The 22,036-nt window shown below is 68.0% G+C and carries 15 protein-coding genes and 1 riboswitch; all 15 genes read left to right on the top strand.

The window, feature by feature from the left end; genetic code table 11:
- Positions 1-24: 24 nt before the first annotated feature.
- Positions 25-102: riboswitch (SAM riboswitch) on the top strand.
- A gap of 79 nt (positions 103-181) precedes the next feature.
- The 15 genes from metZ to ROJ8625_RS12555 all read left to right on the top strand — a co-directional run bounded on the left by metZ (position 182) and on the right by ROJ8625_RS12555 (position 21,970).
- Positions 182-1,375, top strand: a complete 1,194-nt coding sequence (gene metZ, locus ROJ8625_RS12630) for an O-succinylhomoserine sulfhydrylase (RefSeq protein WP_085792445.1) — start codon at positions 182-184, stop codon at positions 1,373-1,375.
- Positions 1,376-1,547: 172 nt separating this feature from the next.
- Positions 1,548-2,651, top strand: coding sequence for a GTP cyclohydrolase FolE2 (folE2, locus tag ROJ8625_RS12625; RefSeq protein WP_085792241.1), 1,104 nt, complete (start codon positions 1,548-1,550; stop codon positions 2,649-2,651).
- Positions 2,652-2,785: 134 nt separating this feature from the next.
- Complete coding sequence (locus tag ROJ8625_RS12620; RefSeq protein WP_085792240.1) at positions 2,786-4,234, top strand: TrkH family potassium uptake protein; 1,449 nt, start codon at positions 2,786-2,788, stop codon at positions 4,232-4,234.
- Positions 4,235-4,591: 357 nt separating this feature from the next.
- Complete coding sequence (locus ROJ8625_RS12615; protein WP_085792239.1) at positions 4,592-5,719, top strand: ABC transporter permease; 1,128 nt, start codon at positions 4,592-4,594, stop codon at positions 5,717-5,719.
- Positions 5,719-6,492, top strand: a complete 774-nt coding sequence (locus tag ROJ8625_RS12610) for an ABC transporter ATP-binding protein (RefSeq protein WP_085792238.1) — start codon at positions 5,719-5,721, stop codon at positions 6,490-6,492. The genes ROJ8625_RS12615 and ROJ8625_RS12610 overlap by 1 nt, the downstream gene beginning before the upstream one ends.
- 3 nt (positions 6,493-6,495) lie before the next feature.
- A complete protein-coding gene (locus ROJ8625_RS12605) occupies positions 6,496-8,673 on the top strand; it encodes an MlaD family protein (RefSeq protein WP_085792237.1) in 2,178 nt (725 codons plus the stop codon).
- A gap of 5 nt (positions 8,674-8,678) precedes the next feature.
- Positions 8,679-9,281, top strand: a complete 603-nt coding sequence (locus ROJ8625_RS12600) for an ABC-type transport auxiliary lipoprotein family protein (protein WP_085792444.1) — start codon at positions 8,679-8,681, stop codon at positions 9,279-9,281.
- Positions 9,282-9,644: 363 nt separating this feature from the next.
- Positions 9,645-10,610, top strand: a complete 966-nt coding sequence (locus ROJ8625_RS12590) for a TAXI family TRAP transporter solute-binding subunit (protein WP_085792235.1) — start codon at positions 9,645-9,647, stop codon at positions 10,608-10,610.
- Positions 10,611-10,763: 153 nt separating this feature from the next.
- Entirely contained in the window at positions 10,764-13,532 is a 2,769-nt protein-coding gene (locus ROJ8625_RS12585; RefSeq protein ID WP_085792234.1) for a TRAP transporter permease, read from the top strand.
- Between the two features lie 12 nt (positions 13,533-13,544).
- Entirely contained in the window at positions 13,545-13,976 is a 432-nt protein-coding gene (locus ROJ8625_RS12580) for a universal stress protein (protein WP_085792233.1), read from the top strand.
- 71 nt (positions 13,977-14,047) lie between these two features.
- Positions 14,048-15,007 (top strand): carbon-nitrogen hydrolase family protein, encoded by a 960-nt coding sequence (locus tag ROJ8625_RS12575; RefSeq protein ID WP_085792232.1) that lies wholly within the window; start codon positions 14,048-14,050, stop codon positions 15,005-15,007.
- Between the two features lie 58 nt (positions 15,008-15,065).
- Positions 15,066-17,804 (top strand): aminotransferase class I/II-fold pyridoxal phosphate-dependent enzyme, encoded by a 2,739-nt coding sequence (locus tag ROJ8625_RS12570; RefSeq protein WP_085792231.1) that lies wholly within the window; start codon positions 15,066-15,068, stop codon positions 17,802-17,804.
- Entirely contained in the window at positions 17,801-19,285 is a 1,485-nt protein-coding gene (locus tag ROJ8625_RS12565) for a biotin carboxylase (RefSeq protein ID WP_268794698.1), read from the top strand. The genes ROJ8625_RS12570 and ROJ8625_RS12565 overlap by 4 nt, the downstream gene beginning before the upstream one ends.
- A gap of 64 nt (positions 19,286-19,349) precedes the next feature.
- Positions 19,350-20,327, top strand: a complete 978-nt coding sequence (locus ROJ8625_RS12560; protein ID WP_085792229.1) for a C45 family autoproteolytic acyltransferase/hydrolase — start codon at positions 19,350-19,352, stop codon at positions 20,325-20,327.
- A 317-nt stretch (positions 20,328-20,644) separates the two neighbouring features.
- Positions 20,645-21,970, top strand: a complete 1,326-nt coding sequence (locus ROJ8625_RS12555; RefSeq protein WP_085792228.1) for an aspartate aminotransferase family protein — start codon at positions 20,645-20,647, stop codon at positions 21,968-21,970.
- Positions 21,971-22,036 lie beyond the last annotated feature (66 nt).

The following is a 22,036-nucleotide window of genomic DNA, read 5'->3' as shown; positions in this document are numbered from 1 at the left end:
GACGGTGCGGCGTTTCGGTCATACGCGATGCTGTGTGGCGATTTGTTACCGGATTGCGGGCCACGTAAAACATGCCGCTAAAGAGGTCAGACGAAAGCGCCCCTTTCGCTTGACCGCGATCGGGGCTTTTTCGTGTGCCGGCCCGCACCCGGAAACCGGGTCTGGCGCGAGGAGAATGGACATGAAGGACAACCGGACCGACACGCGCCGCACGCGCACCAAGCTCGTGCATGGCGGCACCAAGCGCAGCCAATGGGGCGAGCTGTCCGAGGCGATGTTCCTCACGCAGGGCTTTGCCTACGACAGCGCCGCGGCGGCCGAGGCCCGCTTTCTGCAGGCGGGCGAGGACGAATACATCTACGCGCGCTACGGCAACCCGACGGTGCGGATGTTCGAGGAACGCATCGCGCTGCTCGAGGGCAGCGAAGACGGGTTCGCTACCGCGTCCGGCATGGCGGCGGTCAACGGCGCGCTGGTGGCGATGTTGCGCGCGGGCGATCACGTCGTCGCGGCGCGTGCGCTCTTCGGCTCCTGCCTCTACATCCTCGAAGAAATTCTGCCGCGCTACGGCGTGGAGGTGACGCTGGTCGACGGCACCGACCTCGACGCTTGGGAGGCGGCGCTGCGCCCCGACACCAAGGCGGTCTTCTTCGAATCGATGTCGAACCCGACGCTCGAGGTCATCGACATCGAGGCGGTGTCGGCCCGGGCCCACGCCGTCGGCGCGACAGTCATCGTCGACAACGTGTTCTCGACCCCGGTCTATTCGCGCGCGCTCGACCAGGGCGCCGACGTGGTGATCTATTCCGCGACCAAGCATATCGACGGACAGGGCCGCACGCTCGGCGGCGTGATCCTCGGCACGCGGGAATTCATCCGCAAGACTGTCGAGCCCTACATGAAGCACACCGGCGGCTCGATGAGCCCGTTCACGGCCTGGGTGCTTCTGAAGGGGCTGGAGACGATCGACCTGCGGGTGCGCGCGCAGACCGAGACGGCGGCGGCTCTGGCGCGACGGCTTGCAGGCCACCCGGCGCTTGCACAGGTGATCTATCCCGGTCTGACCGACCACGCGCAGCACGAGGTGGCGATGCGACAGCTCGGCGCCGGGGGCACGATGCTGTCGATCGACCTTGCCGGCGGCAAGGACGCGGCCTTCCGCGTTCTCGACGCGCTCGAGGTGATACTGATCTCGAACAACCTCGGCGACGCGAAGTCGATCGCGACCCATCCGGCCACCACGACGCACCAGCGCATCCCGCCCGAGACCCGCGCGGTGCTGGGCATCGGCGAGGGGCTGATCCGGATCTCCGTCGGGCTCGAGGACGTCGAGGACCTGGCCGAGGATCTGCTCGGCGCATTGTCGGGGCTCTGACCGCTCGGAACGCGCGCCGAGCCGCGCGACGCGGAGGCCGGCCTGCGACCCCGCGCCGCAGCCGGCGCGGGCGCGACATCCGCATCACGGTTGCGCGCGTATCCCTTTCGACAAATGGACAAGCGCGCGCAACGTCTTACCTGTTGAGCGCAATTGGCAGGAGGCGGATGCCATGAACGTTCACACGCCCGATATCGATCGCGGGCCCTCGCGAGAAGAAGCAGAGGCAGCCCTCGAGACGTTGCGGCACTGGGCCGGCCGCGCCCATGACAGCGAGATCGCCGATCTCGATCCGGCGCTGGCGCGGCTCGTTCCCGGCGTCGACGGCGGTGCGCCCTATCCGGCGCTGGCCCGGCACTACGACACCGGCTTCGAGGCCGATGCCGACTACAAGCTCACGCTTCCCGACCTGCAGAACGGCCCGGCCTCCCTCATCCGGGGCGCGCGTCGCGCCATCCAGCATGTCGGAATTTCCAACTTCCGTCTGCCGGTTCAGTTCCGCACCCGCGACAACGGTAACTTGGTGCTCGAGACGAGCGTGACCGGCTCGGTGAGCCTCGACGCCGACAAGAAGGGCATCAACATGAGCCGCATCATGCGGTCCTTCTACGTGCACGCGGAAAAGACCTTCAGCTTCGAGACGATCGAGGCGGCGCTCGACGACTACAAGAGCGACCTCGAAAGCTTCGACGCGCGCATCGCGATGGCGCTGCGCTTCCCGATGGCGGTCGAGAGCCTGCGCTCGGGACTGACGGGCTACCAGTACTACGACATCACGCTCGAACTCGTCGATCGCGACGGCGCCCGGCGCAAGATCATGCATCTCGACTACGTCTACTCCTCGACGTGCCCGTGCTCGCTGGAGCTGTCCGAGCATGCGCGGCGCGAACGCGGCGTGCTCGCGACGCCCCACTCGCAGCGGTCGGTCGCCCGGATCTCGGTCGAGGTGACCGGCGACGACTGCCTGTGGTTCGAGGACCTTGTCGAGCTCTGCCGCCGCGCCGTGCCGACCGAGACGCAGGTGATGGTCAAGCGCGAGGACGAGCAGGCCTTCGCGGAGCTGAACGCCGCCAACCCCATCTTCGTGGAGGACGCTGCACGGCTGTTCGCGGCCGAACTGCAGGACGACGCGCGCATCGGCGACTTCCGCGTCGTCGCGAGCCACCAGGAGAGCCTGCACAGCCACGACGCGGTGTCGGTCCTGACCGAGGGCGACCTCTTCGCGGCCGAGAGCCTCGACCCCAAGCTCTTCGCGACCCTCATCCACGCCGGCTGAGCCGGCCCGCAAGCGGCCCCGGCCGGCTGTCCAGGGCGGCCGGCGGCCCTCTTGCATCAACCCGCGCCGCCGGGGACAGGGCGACGCGTGGGCGCGGTTGACAGCCTGTGCGGGCGCCGCCAACGCTCGCGCGCATGTTCGATCTGCGCCCCGTCGCCCACGTCATCGGCCTGCTCGTCGCCTGTCTGGGGGCGACGATGGTGCTGCCGATGCTCGTGGACATCGCCGAGGGGCGTGGTGAATGGCCGGTCTTCCTCGAAAGCGCGCTGGTGACCACGCTCGCGGGCGGACTGATGGCAATCGCCTCGTCGAACTCGGCGAAGGGCCGGTTGTCGCTTCAGCAGACCTTTCTGCTGACCACCTCGGTCTGGGCGGTGCTGCCGCTCTTCGGCGCGATCCCCTTCGTCCTCGGCGCCACCGAGGCGCGTTTCGTCGACGCCTATTTCGAGGCCATGTCCGGCCTGACGACCACCGGCTCGACCGTCATCACGGGGCTCGATGCGCTGCCCAAGGGGATCCTCTTGTGGCGCGGACTGCTGCAATGGCTGGGCGGCATCGGCATCATCGTGGTGGCGATGGTTTTCCTGCCGGAACTGCGCGTCGGCGGGATGCAGATCTTTCGCACCGAGGCCTTCGACACGATGGGCAAGATCCTGCCCCGCGCGACACAGATCTCGGCCCAGATCTCCACAATCTACATCTCGCTGACGCTGGCCTGTGCGGTCGCCTACCTCGTCGCCGGCATGGGTGCCTTCGACGCCTCCGTGCACGCGCTGACGACGGTGTCGACCGGCGGCTTCGCCAACTACGACGCCTCCTTCGGCGTGTTCCAGGGCGCGCCGGAATACATCGCGACGGTGTTCATGATCCTCGCGGCGCTGCCCTTCGTGCGCTACGTGCAGATCGTGAACGGCAACCGCGTCGCGATTTTCGGCGACAGCCAGGTGCGGACCTTCCTGTCGATCATCGCGGTGCTGGTGGTCATCGCCGCCTCGGTGCTGGTCACGGTGTTTCCGCACCACCCCGAACAGGCGCTGCGCGAGGCCCTGTTCAACATCAGCTCGATCATCACCGGCACCGGCTACGCGAGCGTCGACTACATGGGCTGGGGGCCGTTCCTCGCTGCGATGTTCTTCTTCATCGGGCTGATCGGGGGCTGCGCGGGCTCTACCGCCTGCTCGGTGAAGGTCTTCCGCTACCAGCTTCTTTTCGCGTCGATTCGCACGCAGCTGCGCAAGATCCGCGCGCCGCACGGCGTCTTCACGCCGCGCTACGACGGCCGGCCGGTCAGCGACGACGTGCTGTCCTCGGTGATGTCGTTCTTCATGTTCTTCGTGGTGATCCTCGGGCTCGTCTCCGTCGCGCTCAGCCTCACCGGGCTCGATTTCGTCACCTCGGTGTCGGGCGCGGCGACGGCGCTGGGCAATATCGGCCCCGGGCTCGGCCCTGAGATCGGCCCGGCGGGAAACTTCCAGGGGCTCAACGATACCGCGAAATGGATCCTGATCGGCGCGATGCTGATGGGACGGCTCGAACTGATGGCGGTGCTGGTGCTGTTCACCCTGCGGTTCTGGCGGGGCTGAGCGGCACGCCGCGCGACCGGCGTCCGGCCCCGAGGGCGTGGCGGAGCGAGGGGCGCTGCCCCTCGCGCTCCCCGGAGTATTTCGGCCAAGAAGAAGACAGGGGCATCGGTCCGGTGTCGTCCGGGCCGGTTGCGGCGAGCGGGAGGTGGGTGCGAGACGCGCCGCGGGGCGCGGGCCCCGGCGCAGTTGGACGGATACGACGACGGGGGCGGCGCGTCGGACCGGGCGGATCCGGGCGCGGGACGGGACCGGCGGGGTGGCTTCAGAGGCATCCGCCGGTGCGCCGCGGGCGGAACCTGCACGCGCGGCGTTGCGGGTGCTTGCCTTTCCGGGCGACGGGACGTTTGCTGCCGCAGCATGACCGAGACCGCCGCCCAGATCGAGACCGTCGCAGAGGACGCCGCGACCCGGCTTTGCCTGTCGGGGCGGCTGACGCTCGCCGAAGTGCCGGCGCTCGACCGGGCATTGAGCCGGGTCGGGGCCGAGCGGCCAGTGACGATCGACCTGTCGCGGGTCGAGCGGATGGACACCGCCGGCGCGCACGTGGTGACCCGGCTCGAGGCGCGGCTGGCCGCCGAGGGAAAGGGCGCCCGGATCGCGGGCGCGTCGCCGGCGCACGCGGCGCTTCTGGAAACCGTCGCGGCGGCGGAGCCGGCGGCGGCGCCGGCCCCCGCGGCGCGGCGGGGCGCGGCCGAGCGGCTGGCCGGTGTCGGGCGGCGCGTCGCCGGTGCGGGCCGGTTCGGCGCCGAGCTTCTCGACATGCTGGGCCTGATCCTCGCGCGCCTGGCGCGCGGGATCGTGCGGCCGCGCGAGTTCCGGCTGACCGCGCTCGTCCACCATTGCGAGGCGGTCGGCGTCCAGGCGGTGCCGATCGTGGCGCTGATGGCGTTTCTGATCGGGATCGTGCTGGCCTTTCAGGGTGCGACGCAGCTGCGCCAGTTCGGTGCCGAGGTCTTCGTCGTCGACCTGATCGCGATCTCGATCCTGCGCGAACTGGGCGTGCTTCTGACCTCGATCATCGTCGCCGGGCGCACCGCCTCGGCCTTCACGGCCGCGATCGGGTCGATGAAGATGCGCGAGGAGATCGACGCGATGCGCACGCTGGGGCTCGATCCCGGCACGATGCTGTTCGTGCCGCGGGTGCTGGCGCTTCTGCTGATGCTGCCGATCCTCGCGCTGATCGCCAATGCCGCGGGCCTTGTCGGCGGGGGAATCATGGCGTGGCTGGTGCTCGACATCTCGCCGCCGATGTTCCTGACACGGCTCGTCGAGGGCACGGACGTGGCCAATTACGTCATCGGGCTGATCAAGGCGCCGGTCTTCGCGCTGATCATCGGCGTGGTCGGCTGCCACGCCGGCATGCGCGTGCGTGGCAATGCCGAAAGCCTCGGGCGGCAGACCTCGGCGGCGGTCGTCACCGCGATCTTCGCGGTGATCGTCGCCGACGCCGTGTTCTCGGTGCTGTTCGCGGAGATCGGGATCTGATGGCGGAGACGGTGATCTCGGTCCGGGGGCTGGTGACGGCGTTCGGCCGACAGGTGGTGCACGACGGGCTCGACCTCGAGGTGACGCGCGGCGAGATCCTCGGCGTGGTGGGCGGCTCGGGCACGGGCAAGTCGGTGCTCCTGCGCACCATCGTCGGGCTCAACCGGCCGCAGGCGGGCGAGATCGAGGTTCTGGGCCGGCGGGTGCCGCCGCGGACCGAAGCCGAGCGGGCGGCGCTCGAGGGCCGGATCGGGGTGATGTTCCAGGACGGGGCGCTGTTTTCGTCGCTGACGGTGCGCGAGAACGTCGAGGTGCCGCTGCGCCGGGTGACGGGGTTGGCGCCGCGGCTGCGGCGCGAGCTTGCCGACCTGAAGATCTCGATGGCCGGCCTGCCGTGGGACGCAGGCGGCAAGTACCCGTCGGAGCTCTCGGGGGGCATGCGCAAGCGGGCGGGGCTCGCGCGGGCGCTGGCGCACGATCCCGAGATCGTGTTCCTCGACGAGCCGACCGCCGGGCTCGACCCGATCGGGGCGGCGGAGTTCGACCGGCTGATCCGTGGACTCGGCGACAGCCTCGGTCTAACGGTCTTTCTGGTGACGCACGATCTCGACACGCTGCACGCGGTGTGCGACCGGGTGGCGGTGCTCGCCGAGCGGCGGGTACTGGTGACCGGGACGATGCGCGAGATGCTGGACGTCGATCATCCCTGGGTGCGCGATTACTTCCAGGGGCCGCGCGCGCGCGCAGCGCGTCCGGCGGGCGGACAGGGCTAGGCGATGGAAACGCGGGCCAACTACATCCTCATCGGGGCGTTCACGCTCCTTGGCGCGGCGGCGATCGTGCTGGGCTTCCTGTGGTTCGCGCGCATCGAGCTCGACCGCCAGTTCGCCTATTACGACGTCCGCTTCGAGAGCGTCGCGGGCCTGTCGGAGGCCGCCGACGTGCGCTTCGCCGGTCTGCCGGTGGGCCAGGTGGCAGACATCCGCCTCTCGCCCGACCGCGACGGGACGGTGCTCGTCCGGCTGGAGGTCGATGCCGCGACGCCAGTGCGCACGACGTCGGAGGCGACGGTCGAAAGCCAGGGCGTGACCGGCGTGTCCTATGTCGGCATCAGCGCCGGCGCGCGCGATACGCCGCTCCTGGACCAGGCCGCCGAGGAGGACATTCCGACAATTCCGGCGGGCAGCTCGGTGTTCCAGTCGCTCACCCGCGACGCGCCGGAACTGCTCGAGGAGGCACTGGCGACGGTACGCAACATCAACACGATCCTGTCGCCGGACAACCAGAACCGGATCGACAACATCCTCATCAACGTCGAGGCCGCGTCGGACGATTTCTCGGCCGTGCTGGAGGATTTCTCGAACGTCACCGACGAGATCTCGGACTTCGCGCGAGAGGTCGACCGCTTCAACACCACGCTCGAGAACCTGTCGGGGGACGTGTCCGTGGTGCTGGAGACGGCGGACCGCACGCTCGCGGATATCGGCGACCTGGCCGTCGAGGGTCAGAGCCTGCTGGGCCGCGGCGAGGTGACGCTGGACGCGGCCACGCGCACCATCGAAAGCGCGAACGGCTATCTCTCGAACGACCTTCCGGCGCTGACGATCGAGCTGCAGGCGGGGGTGGCGGACCTGCGCCGCGAGACGCTGGACGTGGCGCGGCGCGCGGACGGGATGCTGGCCAATCTCGATCGGGCGGCGGGCGAGGCGCTGGCGCGGTTCGCCGAGGCCGAACCGCTGATCGACGACACCCTCGACCTCGTCGCGGACCTGGAGATCGCGACGGCCAACATCGACGAGGCAGCGACCTATTTCGACGACCTGATGGAAGGTGAGTTCACCGCGGTCCTGGTCGAGAGCCGGGCGGCGCTCGAGGACGTGGTCGCGGCAGTCGACGAGGTGTCGGCGCTGGCCGAGCAGGGCCGCGGATTCCTTGCCACGTCGGAGAGCACGGTCGCCGCGGCGACCGGCACGCTCGAGAGCGCCGATGCGCTGCTGTCCGATGACCTGCCGGCGCTGGCGGATACGCTGCGCGCGGCGGTCGACGACCTGCGCGGCGATCTCGACACGCTGAGCGCGCGGGCCGAGGGCGCGCTGGGCGCGATCGAGGGCGCGGGCGAGTCGGCCACGGCGCGGCTCGACGAGGCGGCGCCGGTGATCGCCGAGGCGCGCGCGCTCGTCGGCCAGCTCGAAACCACGGCGGAAAGCGTCGACCGGGCGGTGGCCTCCGTGGATGCGCTCGTGACCGGCGACGGCGCGGCGCTGGTCGCGGAGGCACGCGCGGTGACCGCCGATGCGGCGGCGGCGATCCGCACGGTGTCGCAGGCGGCCGAGCAGGATCTTCCGGTGATCGTCGAGGACGTGCGCGGCGCGACCCGCCGGGCCCGTGAGATGATCGAGACCGTGGGCGCCGACCTGTCGGCGGCGACCGGACGGATCGACGGGCTCTCCGAAGAGGCCGAGGCGGCGATGTCGGCGGCGACTACGACCTTCGCGCGGGCGAACACCACCCTCGACGCGGTGAATTCGGCGCTGGCCTCGGGCGAGCAGACGCTCGCGGTTGTCGAGGATGCCTTCAGCCGGGCGCTGCCGGTGATCGACGGGGCGGAGCGGATCCTGAACGAGGACATCGGCACCATCACCGCTGACCTCAGACGGGCCATCACCTCTCTGGAGGGCGCCGTGGCGCAGGTGTCCGAGGACATTCCCGCCGTCACCGGCGATGTGCGGGACGCCGCCGCGGAGGCCGAGCAGCTGTTCCGCGACATCCGCACGCTGGTGGCCGAGACCGGCGCGCCGCTGTCGAGCTTTGCCGGCGACGGCTTGCCGCAATACACCCAGCTCGCCAGCGAGACACGCGCGCTGATCCGCAATCTCGACCGGTTGACCGAGCAGATCAGCCGCGACCCCGCGCGGTTCCTGCTCGACCGCGACACGCCCACGTTCCGACGGTGATCCCGATGCGCCTATCCGCCGCCCTTCTGTGTCTTGTCCTGCTGCCCGGCTGCTCCGCCCTGTCGGCGCTGGGCGAGGCGACGAGCGTTCTCGACGTCTACGAGCTGCGCGCGCCCGAGGCGGTGCCGCAGGGCGGCGCCCGCGCGCTCGACGTGATCGTGGAAGAGCCGACGACGACCGGCGCGCTCGCCACCGACCGGATCATGATCCGGCCTTCGGCGCTGCAGGCGCAGTACCTTCCCGACGCCCGCTGGGGCGAGGAGGTGCCGGTGATGGTGCAGTCGCTGATGCTGCGCACGCTGCAGGAGACCGAGGCGTTCCGCTATGCCGGGCGCACGCCGCTGGGGCTGTCGGGCGACATCGCCATCGTCACCGACATCATCGATTTCCAGGCCGAAGCGGACGAGAGCGGCGAGGGCGCGGAGGTGCGTCTTCGGATGCGGGTGCAGCTCGTGCGCGAGGAGGGCGTGCGCATCATCGCCAGCCGCACGTTCGAGTCGTCGGCGCGGGCCGCCGACACCGCGACGCCGAGCCTCGTCGCGGCCTTCGACGCGGCGTCCGACAGGCTGTTCGTTGCGTTCGCCGAGTGGGCGCTGGCGCGGATCTGAGTGTGCGCAAAGGCGGGCTTGCGGGAATCCGGCAGGCCGACACCGCTGATCGTCCCGCCACGGTCAATTGTTTCAGAATGACCGATTAATGATTTGATAACTTTCGCACTTTTGCGGCGCCGTCGCGGTTCCGCGACAGCGGGATCTTGCCCCGCGCCTTGATTTTCCGTCTCTAAGTGCCTGATTTCCGGCGCTTGATTACCTTTGGCTCCCTGTTAACGTCGAAAGCGATGGGGGAGCGTATCATCATCATGCCGGGTCGCCGCGGGCGTCGCGTCGCCGACCGGCCGGACCCTTCGGGCCGCTTGGCGCAGCCCCTCGGTATGAACGCCCCCAGCCATGACGACATCCAGGGAGAATGAGATGAAGCACACCGGAACACTCGTTGCCGTCGCCGCGCTCTTTGCCGGCACCGGCGCCATCGCGCAGAACGAGTTCATCACCATCGGAACCGGCGGCCAGACCGGCGTCTACTACGTGGTGGGGCAGTCGATCTGCCGTCTCGTGAACCGCGGAACCGAAGAGCATGGCCTTCAGTGCACCGCGCCGTCGACCGGTGGTTCGGTCGCGAACATCAACGCGATCAAGTCGGGCGACCAGACGATGGGCGTCGCGCAGTCCGACCAGCAGTACTACGGCTACAACGGCGAGGCATCGTTCGAAGAGCCCTACGAGGCGCTCCGCGCGGTGTTCTCCGTCCACCCCGAGCCGTTCACCGTGGTCGCGCGGGCCGATGCCGGCATCGAGACCTTCGATGACCTCGAGGGCAAGCGCGTGAACATCGGCAACCCGGGCTCCGGCCAGCGGGCGACGATGGACGTGGTGATGGAAGCCGCCGGCTGGACCACCGACCAGTTCTCGCTCGCATCCGAGCTTCAGGCGACGGAGCAGGCGCAGGCGCTCTGCGACAACAACATCGACGCCTTCGTCTACCAGGTCGGTCACCCGAACGGGTCGATCCAGGAAGCGTTCTCGAGCTGCGACGCGGTCTTCGTGGACGTGACCGGCGACTACATCGACCAGCTGATCGCGGACAACGCGTTCTATGCCGAAGCGACGATTCCCGCGTCGCTCTACGAGGGCGTCGAAGACGACACGACGACCTTCGGTGTGCGCGCGACCTTCGTCAGCTCCGCCGACGTGGCCGAGGACACCGTCTACGAGGTGGTGAAGGCCGTCTTCGACAACTTCGACCGCTTCAAGCGCCTGCATCCGGCCTTCGGCAACCTCGAGCAGGAGCAGATGATCCAGGCCGGTCTCTCCGCGCCGCTGCACCCGGGCGCCGAGAGATACTACCAGGAGCAGGGCTGGATGGACGGCGGCTCCTGATCTCTGTCTGAGCATTGGCGGCCCCGCTTCTCGCGGCGGGGTCGTCCACTAAAATGTTTTTCTGGTGAATGATTCCGGACCCGGGCAGTCTCGTACCGATCGGGCCTGTGCAACGCCAAGAACAACGGGCCGACACGGACAGGGAACACGACGATGAGCGACAAGGACAAGGATCAGTTCCAGGCCTCGGCCGTGGAGAACGAAGCCTCCGGACGCGCCGGGATGAGCCAGGACGAACTGGACCAGCTTGTCGCCTCGACCGACGCGGGAGGCCGCTCTCCCTCCGGACCGGTCGGCAAGCTGATCGTGGTCGTGGCGCTCGCGTGGTCGCTGTTCCAGCTCTGGATCGCCTCGCCCTTGCCCTACATGATCGGCGTCGGCGTTTTCGGTGCCACCGAGGCGCGCTCGTTCCACCTCGCCTTCGCGCTGTTCCTCGGCTTCATGGCCTTCCCGGCGGCGCGTACGCCGTTCCAGCTCGGTCTCGGCGTGGCAGTGCCGCTGATCCTGTCGATCCTCTTCTTCATCGGTTCGGGCGGAACGGCATGGTGGACGCTTCTGATCGGCGCGGCGGTGATCGTCTGCGTTCTGCTCGGCTCGCCCAAGGACCGGGTGCCGCCATGGGAATGGGCGCTGGCGCTCTTCGGCGCGGGGTCCGCCCTTTATATCTACCTGGCCTACGAAGGAATCTCGAACCGGGTCGGGGCGCCGATCACGCAGGATCTCGTCGTCGGCGTCATCGGGCTTCTGCTGCTGCTCGAGGCGACGCGCCGGTCGCTCGGGCCGGCGCTGATGATCGTGGCGACGGTCTTCCTCGGCTACACGTTCCTCGGGCCCTACATGCCGCAGCTCATCGCGCACTCGGCGAAGTCGTTGGGCGTGGTGATGAACCATCAGTGGATCACGACGCAGGGCGTCTTCGGCATTGCGCTCGGGGTCTCTACGTCCTTCGTGTTCCTCTTCGTGCTGTTCGGCTCGCTTCTGGATAAGGCGGGGGCTGGCAACTACTTCATTCAGGTCGCCTTTTCGCTGATGGGCCACATGAAGGGCGGCCCGGCCAAGGCGGCCGTGGTGTCGTCGGCCATGACGGGCCTGATCTCCGGCTCGTCGATCGCCAACGTGGTGACCACCGGCACCTTCACGATCCCGCTGATGAAGAAGGTCGGCTTCAACTCGTCCAAGGCCGGTGCGGTCGAGGTCGCCTCCTCCGTCAACGGCCAGATCATGCCGCCGGTGATGGGCGCCGCGGCCTTCCTGATGGTCGAGTACGTGGGCATCCCCTATTTCGACGTGGTCAAGCACGCCTTCCTGCCGGCCGTGATCTCCTACATCGCGCTCGTCTACATCGTGCACCTCGAGGCGCTGAAGGCCGGCATGGAGGGGCTGCCGCGCGCGTACACGCCAAAGCCCATCGTCCAGCGGCTGATCGGCATGGCCTTCATCATCGCCGCGATCTGCGCGCTGTCGTTCATCGTCTACTACGGCATGGGCTGGATCCGAACGGTCTTTCCCGACACCGCGGGCTGGATCCTCTTCGTGCTGCTGACGGCAATCTATGTCGGGCTCGTCTACATCGCCTCGAAAGAGACGATCCCCGAAATGTCGGACGACGCCAAGACGCTGCCGCTGCCGGGGCCGACGGTGCGCTCTGGCCTGCACTTCATCCTGCCGGTCGTGGTGCTGGTCTGGGCGCTGATGGTGGACCGCCTGTCGCCCGGCCTCTCGGCGTTCTACGCGGCGGCCTACATGATCTTCATCCTGCTCACGCAGCGGCCGCTCATGGCGCTGTTCCGCGGGCAGGGGCAGTACGCCACCGCGGCGCGCAACGGCGTGGTCGACCTGATCGACGGCCTCGTGACCGGCGCGCGGAACATGATCGGCATCGGCATCGCGACGGCGACGGCGGGCATCATCGTCGGCGCGGTCAGCCAGACCGGCGTCGGCTCGGCGCTGGCCGACGTGGTCGAGGTGCTGTCGGGCGGCAACATCCTCGCGATCCTGTTCCTGACGGCGATCCTGTCGCTGATCCTCGGCATGGGCCTGCCGACGACGGCCAACTACATCGTCGTATCGGCGCTGCTGGCGCCGGTGATCGTCACGCTCGGCCAGCAGAACGGGCTGATCGTGCCGCTGATCGCGGTGCACCTCTTCGTGTTCTACTTCGGGATCATGGCGGACGTGACGCCGCCCGTGGGCCTCGCGTCGTTTGCCGCCGCGGCGGTGTCCGGCGGCGATCCGATCCGGACCGGGGCGGTGGCGTTCTTCTACTCGCTCCGGACCGCGGCGCTGCCGTTCCTGTTCATCTTCAACACGCAGCTTCTGCTGATCGACGTGACGTGGATACAGGGGATCTTCGTCTTCGTGATCGCCACCATAGCCATGCTGCTCTTCGCGGCGGCGACGCAGGGCTGGTTCCTCGCCAAGAACCGGATCTACGAGACCATCGCGCTGCTGCTGATTGCGTTCACGCTGTTCCGGCCGGGCTTCTGGATGGACATGGTCTATCCGCCCTACGAACCGGTGCCGCCGACGAACATCGAGGCCGCGGCCGAGGGCACGCCCGTGGGCGAACCCCTCCGGCTGCGGATCGCGGGCGTGAACGAGATCGGCGAACCGCTCGAGTTCACCGCGCTTCTCGACATGCCCGAGGGCGAGACGGGGGCCGAACGGCTCGAGAACGCCGGCCTGATCTTCCGCGAGGAGGGCGACAGCCTCATCATCGACGACGTCATGTTCGACAGCGCGGCGCAGGATGCCGGCCTCGACTGGGATCAGGAGGTGCTGCGCGTGCTGCAGCCGCAATGGCAGCCGTCGAAGTACCTGATGTTCATCCCGGCCTTCCTTGTCCTGGGCCTGATCGTCTGGATGCAGCGCGGGCGCGCCGCGCAGGCATCGGCGGGACGTCGTCCGCAAGCGGCCGAGTGAGGAGGGGGGGCGATGTATCACAAGATCCTCGTGACGGTCGATCTGAACGACCCCGCGTCCTACGAGCTGGCCCTCCCGCAGGCGATCGAGCTTGCCAAGGCCTCGGCTGGCGAACTGCACCTGCTGACGGTCGTGCCCGACATGGGGATGCCGCTGGTCGAGGGGTTCTTTCCCGCGGGCTACGAGGAGCAGGCGCTCGACGCGGCCAAGAAGAAGCTCGATTCGCTCGCGCGCGAGCGTCTGCCCGCGGATACGCCCCACGAACAGCATATCGCGCTGGGCAACATCACCCAGCGCGTGATCGAGGCGGTCGAAGAGACCGGGGCGGACCTTGTCGTGATGGCGAGCCATGATCCCGACTTTGCCCAGAATTTCCTCGTTGGCAGTCATGCGGGCAAGGTTGTCCGCAGGTCTCCGGTTTCGGTCCTGGTCGTAAGGGCGTAAGGAATGCCGGACGCACACGTCCCATCCAGGCTCACTGGCCTGACGGACGACGCCATCGGAGATTTTCTTATATGACCCCGTTCGCCATCGCTGGGATCCAGCAATACGTGAACCCGCTTCAATCCAACGTCGACGGGATGATCCACCGTCTGGACGTCTGCCTCGCCAGGTTCCCCTGGACCCAGATGGTCCTGTTCTCGGAGCTCGCGCCGTTCGGTCCGCTCAACAAGTTCGCGCTCCCCGACGAGAACGAGGCGCTCGACAAGTTCCGCGAGGCGGCGCGCCGCAACGGTATCTGGCTCGTTCCGGGATCGATGTTCATCAAGAACGAGGCAGGCGAAATCCGCAACACCTCGTTCGTCATCGACCCCGACGGCGAGATCGTCGCGCGCTATTCCAAGATGTTCCCGTTCCGGCCCTACGAGCAGGGCATCACCGCGGGCACCGATTTCTGCGTTTTCGACGTGCCGGAGGTCGGCCGCTTCGGCCTGTCGATCTGCTACGACATCTGGTTTCCGGAAACGACGCGGCAGCTGACCTCGATGGGCGCCGAGGTGCTGCTGCACCCGGTCCTCACCGGCACGACCGACCGCGACGCGGAGCTGGCCATCGCGCGGGCCACCGCGGCGCAGTTCCAATGCTACGTGATCGACGTCAACGGCCTCGGGGCCGGCGGTGTCGGCAAGTCCTGCGTCGTCGATCCGTCGTCGATGGTGCTGCACCAGTCCGGCGGGCAGGAGGACATGTTCCCGATCGAGGTCGATTTCGACATGGTGCGCCGCCAGCGCGAAACCGGCCTCAAGGGGCTGGGCCAGGTGCTCAAGTCCTTCCGCGACCGATCCAACGATTTCCCGGTCTACGACCGCGCGGCGGGGGCCGACGCCTACCTGCACACGCTCGGCCCGCTCGAGATGCCGCAGAAGGGATCGCGGACGGGGATCCGGGTCGATGTCGAAAGCGAAGCCGAGGCGCCGCAGCCGAAGGATGTGTATCCGCCGCAGCACGCGGAGGGACTGACCGGAACGAGATGAGGCGGCGGCACGGAGTCCGATCCGGTACCGGCCGCCCGATGACAGGGAGGATGCCGCGATGGAGTCCGTGAACGAATACTACTCGGCGATCCAGTTGCGCAGCGACCGCTGGTCGGCGCTGCGCGAGGCGACCGAGGCGCTGACGCGCGGGGCCGACGACCGTCAGATGCTGAGGCTGCGCGACCGCGTGCAGGCGCTGTTCGACTCGCTCGCGGTGATCGAACCCTACTGGGCGTTCCCGGGCATGGCGGCCTTCGATCACATGCGCCGGCAGTTCGAGCACAAGGCCTACGACGACCTGTCCTACTCGGTCCACCGGGTGCTGCGTGCGCTCACCACCGGCGCCTACCGGCGCCGGCACATCCCGCTCGACCGGGACTCGATGGAGCCCGACGAGAACGACGACGAGGCGATGCTGTCGCCCGAGGCGCGCGCGCTGACGAAGCCCTATTTCGAGGTCCTGATCGTCGATCAGGTCAACGAGCATCAGGAGCGCTGGCTCAAGTCGAACGTGGCGCGGATGCGCAGGCCCGAGGACCCGTTCCTTTACGAAAGCGTGGTGGTGCCGAGCCTCGAGGACGCGCTCATGGCGATCCTCTTCAACCACAACATCCAGGCCATCGTCGTGCGGCCCGGTCTCACGCTGCGGTCCAAGTACAACATGCCGCTGCTGAAGCGCTACCTCGCCGGGGCGGGGGGACGCGACGACCTGCAGGATGTCGACCCGCACAATTACGGCGCCGAACTCTGCCGCCTCGTGGCCGACGTGCGCCCGGAGCTTGACGCCTATCTCGTCACCGACCGTTCGGTCGAGGATATCGCCGGGCTCGACCTCGGCATCTGCCGCCGCGTCTTCTACAATCAGGAAGACTTCATGGAGCTGCACCTCAACATCATCCGGGGGGTGCAGGCGCGCTACAAGACACCGTTCTTTACCGCGCTCACCAACTATTCCAAGCAGCCCACCGGCGTCTTTCACGCCATGCCGATCAGCCGCGGCAAGTCGGTGACGCGCTCGCACTGGATCCAGGACATGGCGGCCTTCTACGGGCCGAACATCTTCCTGGCCGAAACCTCCGCGACGTCCGGCGGCCTCGACTCTCTGCTGGAGCCGCACGGGCCCATCAAGGAGTCGCAGGAACTCGCGGCGCGCGCCTTCGGCGCGAAGCAGACGTTCTTCGCCACCAACGGCACGTCGACCTGCAACAAGATCGTGGTGCAGGCGCTGATCCGGCCGGGCGATATCGTTCTGGTCGACCGCGACTGCCACAAGTCGCACCATTACGGCATGGTGCTGGCGGGCGCGCAGGTGAACTACCTCGACAGCTACCCGCTCAACGAATACTCGATGTACGGCGCTGTCCCCCTGCGCGAGATCAAGCACCAGCTCCTGAAGCTCAAGGCGGCGGGCAAGCTCGACCGCGTGCGGATGCTCTTGCTGACGAACTGCACCTTCGACGGCATCGTCTACAACGTCGAGCGCATCATGGAAGAGTGCCTGGCGATCAAGCCGGACCTCATCTTTCTCTGGGACGAGGCATGGTTCGCCTTCGCCCGCTTCAACCCGACCTATCGCCACCGCACCGCGATGAACACCGCGAACGACATGCGCGCCCGCCTGCGCACCGAAGAGCACGCCCGCGCCTACGAGGCACAGCAGGCCGCGCTCGGGGAGGCCGACGAAGAGACCCTGCTGGCCACGCGCCTGATCCCGCCGCCGAAGGCCCGGGTCCGGGTCTACGCCACGCAGTCGACCCACAAGACGCTGACGTCGCTGCGCCAGGGCTCGATGATCCACGTCAACGACCAGGACTTCAAAGGCGAGGTCGAGCAGAGCTTCCACGAAGCCTACATGACCCACACCTCGACCTCGCCGAACTACCAGATCATCGCCTCGCTCGATGTCGGGCGCCGGCAGGTCGAGCTGGAGGGGTTCGAGTTCGTCCAGCGCCAGATCGAGGCCGCCATGGCCATGCGCCGCGCGATCGGCACGCACCCGCTTCTGCAGAAGTACTTCAAGGTGCTGACCGTCGCCGACATGATCCCCGAGGCGCACCGCGAAAGCGGCGTCACCGCCTACTACTCGACCGATCAGGGCTGGGCCGAGATCTGGGATGCATGGGATCGCGACGAATTCGTGCTCGACGCCACGCGGGTGACGCTGTCGGTCGGCGGCACGGGGTGGGACGGCGACACGTTCAAGACGCAGATCCTGATGGACAAGTACGGGATCCAGATCAACAAGACCTCGCGCAACACCGTCCTGTTCATGACGAATATCGGCACGACGCGGTCCTCGGTCGCCTACCTGATCGAGGTTCTGGTGGAGATCGCCAAGGAGCTCGACGACCTGATCGATGACGCGAGCCGCATGGAGAAGATGGGCTTCGAGCGCCGGGTCAAGCACCTGATGGAAGAGCTTCCGCCGCTGCCGGACTTCTCGCGCTTCCACGACGCGTTCCGCGCGGACGGCGAAACGCCCGAGGGCGACATCCGCGCCGCGTTCTTCCTCGCCTACGACGAGGACAACTGCGATTATCTGGAACTCGACGGCAGCCTGAAGGCGGCGATGGAGCGCGGCGAGGAGCTTGTCTCCGCGTCCTTCATCATTCCCTATCCGCCCGGCTTCCCGATCCTCGTGCCCGGTCAGGTGATCTCGAACGAGATCCTCGACTTCATGCGCGCGCTCGACGTCAACGAGATCCACGGATACCGGCCCGATCTGGGCCTGCGCGTCTTTACCAAGGCCGCGCTCGACACGCATGCGGGGGCGAACCTGTCCCACGCGGCCGAATAAGCCAGCAGGAAGAGGGACCGGCCATGGCCAAGGAACTTAGAAACATCTCCGAGATCCGGCGGTTCTTTCACCGCAACGAGGATCCGATCTACTTTGTCTCGGCGACCAACTTCAATCTTCTCGGGATCGACGAGTGGGCGAAGAATTTCAAGTACATCAATTACATAGACTGCTATGACGGCCGCCATCCGAACGTCTTCTGCCCGTCCGAACAGCCGCACGCGGAATTCCAGTCGATCGAGGACATCAACAACTACCTGTTGTCCCACAAGGAGGTCATCGATCTCGTGAAGCGCCGCGGCGGCAAGCCGCGCTTCGTCTTTCTGATGTTCGACGACAAGACCGAGGAACTGGTCAAGGAACTCGGCGGCGAGGTCTGGTTCCCGAAGGCCAAGCTTCGCACCAAGATGGACAACAAGATCGAAACGGTGCGCGTCGGCAACAAGGCGGGCGTGCCGTCGGTGCCCAACACGCTGAGCGAGATCAAGGACTACGCGCATCTCAAGAAGGTGACCGAGAAGGCCGGGATCGGCGACGACCTCGTCCTGCAATCGGCCTTCGGCGACAGCGGCCACACGACGTTCTTCATCAAGTCCGAAGCGGACTTCCGTCGCCACGAGCACGAAATCGTGGGGCAGGGCGAGATCAAGGTGATGCGGCGCATCGATTGCCGCGGCTCCGCGATCGAGGCCTGCGCGACCGACCAGGGCACGATCGTCGGCCCCCTGATGACCGAGCTCGTTGGCTTCAAGGAACTCACGCCCTATCGCGGCGGCTGGTGCGGAAACGAGATCCTCGCCTCGGCTTTCCCGCCCAAGGTGCGCGAAGAGGCGCGCGACCTGACCTTCAAGTTCGGCGAGCAGCTGCGCAAGGAAGGCTACCGCGGCTATTTCGAACTCGATTTCCTGATCGACAAGAAATCCGGCGATCTCTGGCTGGGCGAGCTCAACCCACGGATCACCGGCGCCTCGTCGATGACCAACCACGCCGCCTTCGCCCATGCCGACGCGCCGCTGTTCCTGTTCCACCTGCTGGAGTTCTCCAAGAAGAAGTTCAAGCTGGACGTGGACGAGCTCAACGCCCGCTGGGCCGATCCCGACAATATCGACAGCTGGAGCCAGATGGTCATCAAGCACACCGACGACACGGTCGACATCTGCACCGCGGCGCCGGAAACCGGGATCTACCGGATGCTCGAGGACGGCCGCGTGGTCTTCGACCGCTTCGACTATCACCGCCGCGCGGTGGAGAGCGAGAACGAGGCGTTCTTCCTGCGCATCATCCGCCCCGGCGACTACCGCTACGAAGGCGCCGATCTCGGCATCCTCGTCACCCGCGGCCGCTCGATGACCAAGTCGTTCCGGCTGAACGACCGGGCCAAGAAGTGGATCCACGGCATCAAGAGCCAGGTGGCGGGCAAGCCCCTGCCGGTGGCGCAGGCCGGACCCGCGCTCGCCGATCCGGCCTTCAAGATCCTTTAGCGCGGCCGGGCCGCGACCGGCCGCTCTTGCCGCGGTCCCGCGTCCCGCTGTAGACACGGCTCCCATGCCCCTCTGGCGCGCCATATCCGAGGATGAGCCCGGCCCGAAATGGGCCGCGCTCTTTCACGAATACTGGCCCGACTACCGCCGCTGGTGGCTGCGCGAGGGCGACGCCGCGCGCCCCACCTATCTCGAGAGCCGCCGCGCGCTCGAGGCCCACATGCCCGAGATCGTGCCGCTCTACGACCGGCTCTGCGAGCTCGCCGGAGGCGGCGACCAGGCGGCGCGGTTCCTGTCGTTCCACACGCCGCCGCCCTACCTGTCGGGCTGCAGCCAGGCGATCTGGCCAGGGCGCGAGCCGGTGATGGTGCGCAATTACGACTACGCGCCCAACGCCTTCGACAGCCTTATCCTGCGCACGCGGTGGCAGGGCCGCACGGTGATGGGCGTGTCGGACGGGCTCTGGGGGCTCGTCGACGGCGTGAACGATGCCGGCCTCGCGGTGTCGCTGACCTTCGGCGGACGGCGCATCGTCGGCGAGGGGTTCGGCGTGCCGATCATCCTGCGCTACGTTCTGCAGACCTGCTCCACCGCCGAAGAGGCCGGCGCGGCGCTCGCGCGGATCCCCACGCACATGAGTTACAACGTGACCGCGCTTGACCGGAGACGGAAATTCGTGACTGCGATGCTCTCGCCCGACCGCCCGGCGATCCTGACCCATGCCGCGGTGGCGACGAACCATCAGGAAAACGTCGAATGGGTCAGCCACGCGCGGTTCACCGCCACGGTGGAGCGCGAGCGCTACCTGCTGCAGCGCCTGACGTTGCACCGCGATCCCGAAGAGAAGTTCGTCTCCGCCTTCCTCAAGCCGCCGCTCTACTCGACGGCCTTCGCGCACGGCTTCGGCACGCTCTACACCGCCGTCTACCGCCCGCGGCGGGGCCAGATGGAGGTGCGCTGGCCCGGCACGACGTGGCGCCAGTCGCTGGGCGGCTTCGAGGAGGGCGTGCGCCATGTCGAGGTGCCCGGCGTCGCCGTCTAGCCCGCCGGCCGTAGGCCCTCGCGTCCGGCGACCGCCCGTCCCCAATCCGCCCCACCGCCGTCCCGGTCCCGGCCGACACCCGACGCCCAACCCGGCCGACACCCGACGCCCAACCCGGCCGGCGCGGCCCGCCCTCCCTCCTTCTTCTTGGTCCAAGTACTCCGGGGAGCGCGAGGGGCAGCGCCCCTCGCTCCTGCCACCCACGCCCCTCGCTCCTGCCGCACCCGCGTGCCGCACGTGTCGCTCTCAGCGCCCCATTCACCCCGCGCGGCGCTTCGCCTAGACTGTGCGTCGTCAACCGCACCGGATGCCCTTCGATGTCTCACGTCTTTCCCCGCCACACCGCGCTCGCGCCGCCCGTCGCCGTCGGGGGCGAGGGCTGCTATCTGATCGATGCAGCCGGCAAGCGCTATCTCGATGCCTCCGGCGGGGCGGCGGTCTCGTGTCTCGGCCATGGCGACCGTGCGGTGATCGACGCGATCAAGGCGCAGCTCGACCGCGTCGCCTTCGCCCATACCGGTTTCTTCACCTCCGAGCCCGCCGAGGCGCTGGCCGACCTGTTGGTCGCGCAGGCGCCCGAGGGGCTCGACCGCGTCTATCTCGTCTCCGGCGGATCGGAGGCGGCCGAGGCCGCAATCAAGCTCGCGCGGCAATACATGGTGGAGAGCGGCCAGCCCGGGCGCAGCCGGCTGATCGCGCGGCGCCAGAGCTATCACGGCAACACCCTGGGCGCGTTGTCGGCGGGCGGCAACGCGTGGCGGCGAGAACAGTTCGGGCCGCTCCTGCTCGATGTCAGTCACATCGCGCCCTGCTACGCGTACCGGCACCGCGAGGACGGCGAGAGCCCTGAGGCCTACGGCCGCCGCGCCGCCGACGCTCTGGAAGAGGAACTGCTGCGCGTCGGGCCCGAGACCGTGATGGCCTTCATGGCCGAGCCGGTCGTCGGCGCGACCGCGGGCGCGGTGCCGCCGGCGCCGGGATATTTCCGCCGGATCCGCGAGATCTGCGACCGTTACGGGATTCTGCTGATCCTCGACGAGGTGATGTGCGGGATGGGGCGGACCGGCACGCTCTTCGCCTGCGAACAGGACGGCGTAAGCCCGGACATCCTGTGCATCGCCAAGGGGCTCGGGGCCGGCTACCAGCCGATCGGCGCGATGATGTGCTCGGGTCAGATCTACGACGCGATCCGCGACGGTTCCGGCTTCTTCCAGCACGGCCATACCTATATCGGCCATCCGGCCGCGGCGGCGGCGGGGCATGCCGTGGTCTCGGCGCTCCTGGAGCGGGATCTGGTCGCCCGGTCCGCCGCGCAGGGCGACCGGCTGCGCGACGCGCTGGAGGCGCGGTTCGGCCAGCATGCGCATGTGGGCGACATCCGCGGGCGGGGGCTGTTCCTGGGGCTCGAACTGGTGTCGGATCGCGCGACGAAGGCGCCGTTCGATCCGGCGCGCAAGCTCGCCGCACGGATCAAGAGCGCGGCCTTCGAGGCGGGGCTGATCTGCTACCCGATGTCCGGCACGATCGACGGCCGGCTTGGCGATCACGTGCTGCTGGCGCCGCCGTTCATCATCGATGATGCCCAGATCGACGAGCTTGTCGACAAACTCGACACAGCCATGGACCGGGGTCTCGCCGCCTGAGCGCGATCCCTAAAATTGCCCGAATCGGACAATAGCGCAGGGTGAACCGACCGAAAGACAGCGCAA

This window comes from Roseivivax jejudonensis (genome assembly GCF_900172265.1).
In the GTDB taxonomy this organism is placed as follows: domain Bacteria; phylum Pseudomonadota; class Alphaproteobacteria; order Rhodobacterales; family Rhodobacteraceae; genus Roseivivax; species Roseivivax jejudonensis.
Note: the sequence above shows the minus strand (reverse complement) of the source record. Positions and strands in the feature narration are given on the sequence as shown.

Coding starts and splice junctions, on each gene's coding strand:
- ROJ8625_RS12605 (WP_085792237.1), top strand. CDS start 6,496: ATGGAAACGCGGGCCAACTACATCCTCATCGGGGCGTTCACGCTCCTT.
- metZ (WP_085792445.1), top strand. CDS start 182: ATGAAGGACAACCGGACCGACACGCGCCGCACGCGCACCAAGCTCGTG.
- ROJ8625_RS12555 (WP_085792228.1), top strand. CDS start 20,645: ATGTCTCACGTCTTTCCCCGCCACACCGCGCTCGCGCCGCCCGTCGCC.
- folE2 (WP_085792241.1), top strand. CDS start 1,548: ATGAACGTTCACACGCCCGATATCGATCGCGGGCCCTCGCGAGAAGAA.
- ROJ8625_RS12570 (WP_085792231.1), top strand. CDS start 15,066: ATGGAGTCCGTGAACGAATACTACTCGGCGATCCAGTTGCGCAGCGAC.
- ROJ8625_RS12580 (WP_085792233.1), top strand. CDS start 13,545: ATGTATCACAAGATCCTCGTGACGGTCGATCTGAACGACCCCGCGTCC.
- ROJ8625_RS12590 (WP_085792235.1), top strand. CDS start 9,645: ATGAAGCACACCGGAACACTCGTTGCCGTCGCCGCGCTCTTTGCCGGC.
- ROJ8625_RS12560 (WP_085792229.1), top strand. CDS start 19,350: ATGCCCCTCTGGCGCGCCATATCCGAGGATGAGCCCGGCCCGAAATGG.
- ROJ8625_RS12600 (WP_085792444.1), top strand. CDS start 8,679: ATGCGCCTATCCGCCGCCCTTCTGTGTCTTGTCCTGCTGCCCGGCTGC.
- ROJ8625_RS12615 (WP_085792239.1), top strand. CDS start 4,592: ATGACCGAGACCGCCGCCCAGATCGAGACCGTCGCAGAGGACGCCGCG.
- ROJ8625_RS12610 (WP_085792238.1), top strand. CDS start 5,719: ATGGCGGAGACGGTGATCTCGGTCCGGGGGCTGGTGACGGCGTTCGGC.
- ROJ8625_RS12585 (WP_085792234.1), top strand. CDS start 10,764: ATGAGCGACAAGGACAAGGATCAGTTCCAGGCCTCGGCCGTGGAGAAC.
- ROJ8625_RS12620 (WP_085792240.1), top strand. CDS start 2,786: ATGTTCGATCTGCGCCCCGTCGCCCACGTCATCGGCCTGCTCGTCGCC.
- ROJ8625_RS12575 (WP_085792232.1), top strand. CDS start 14,048: ATGACCCCGTTCGCCATCGCTGGGATCCAGCAATACGTGAACCCGCTT.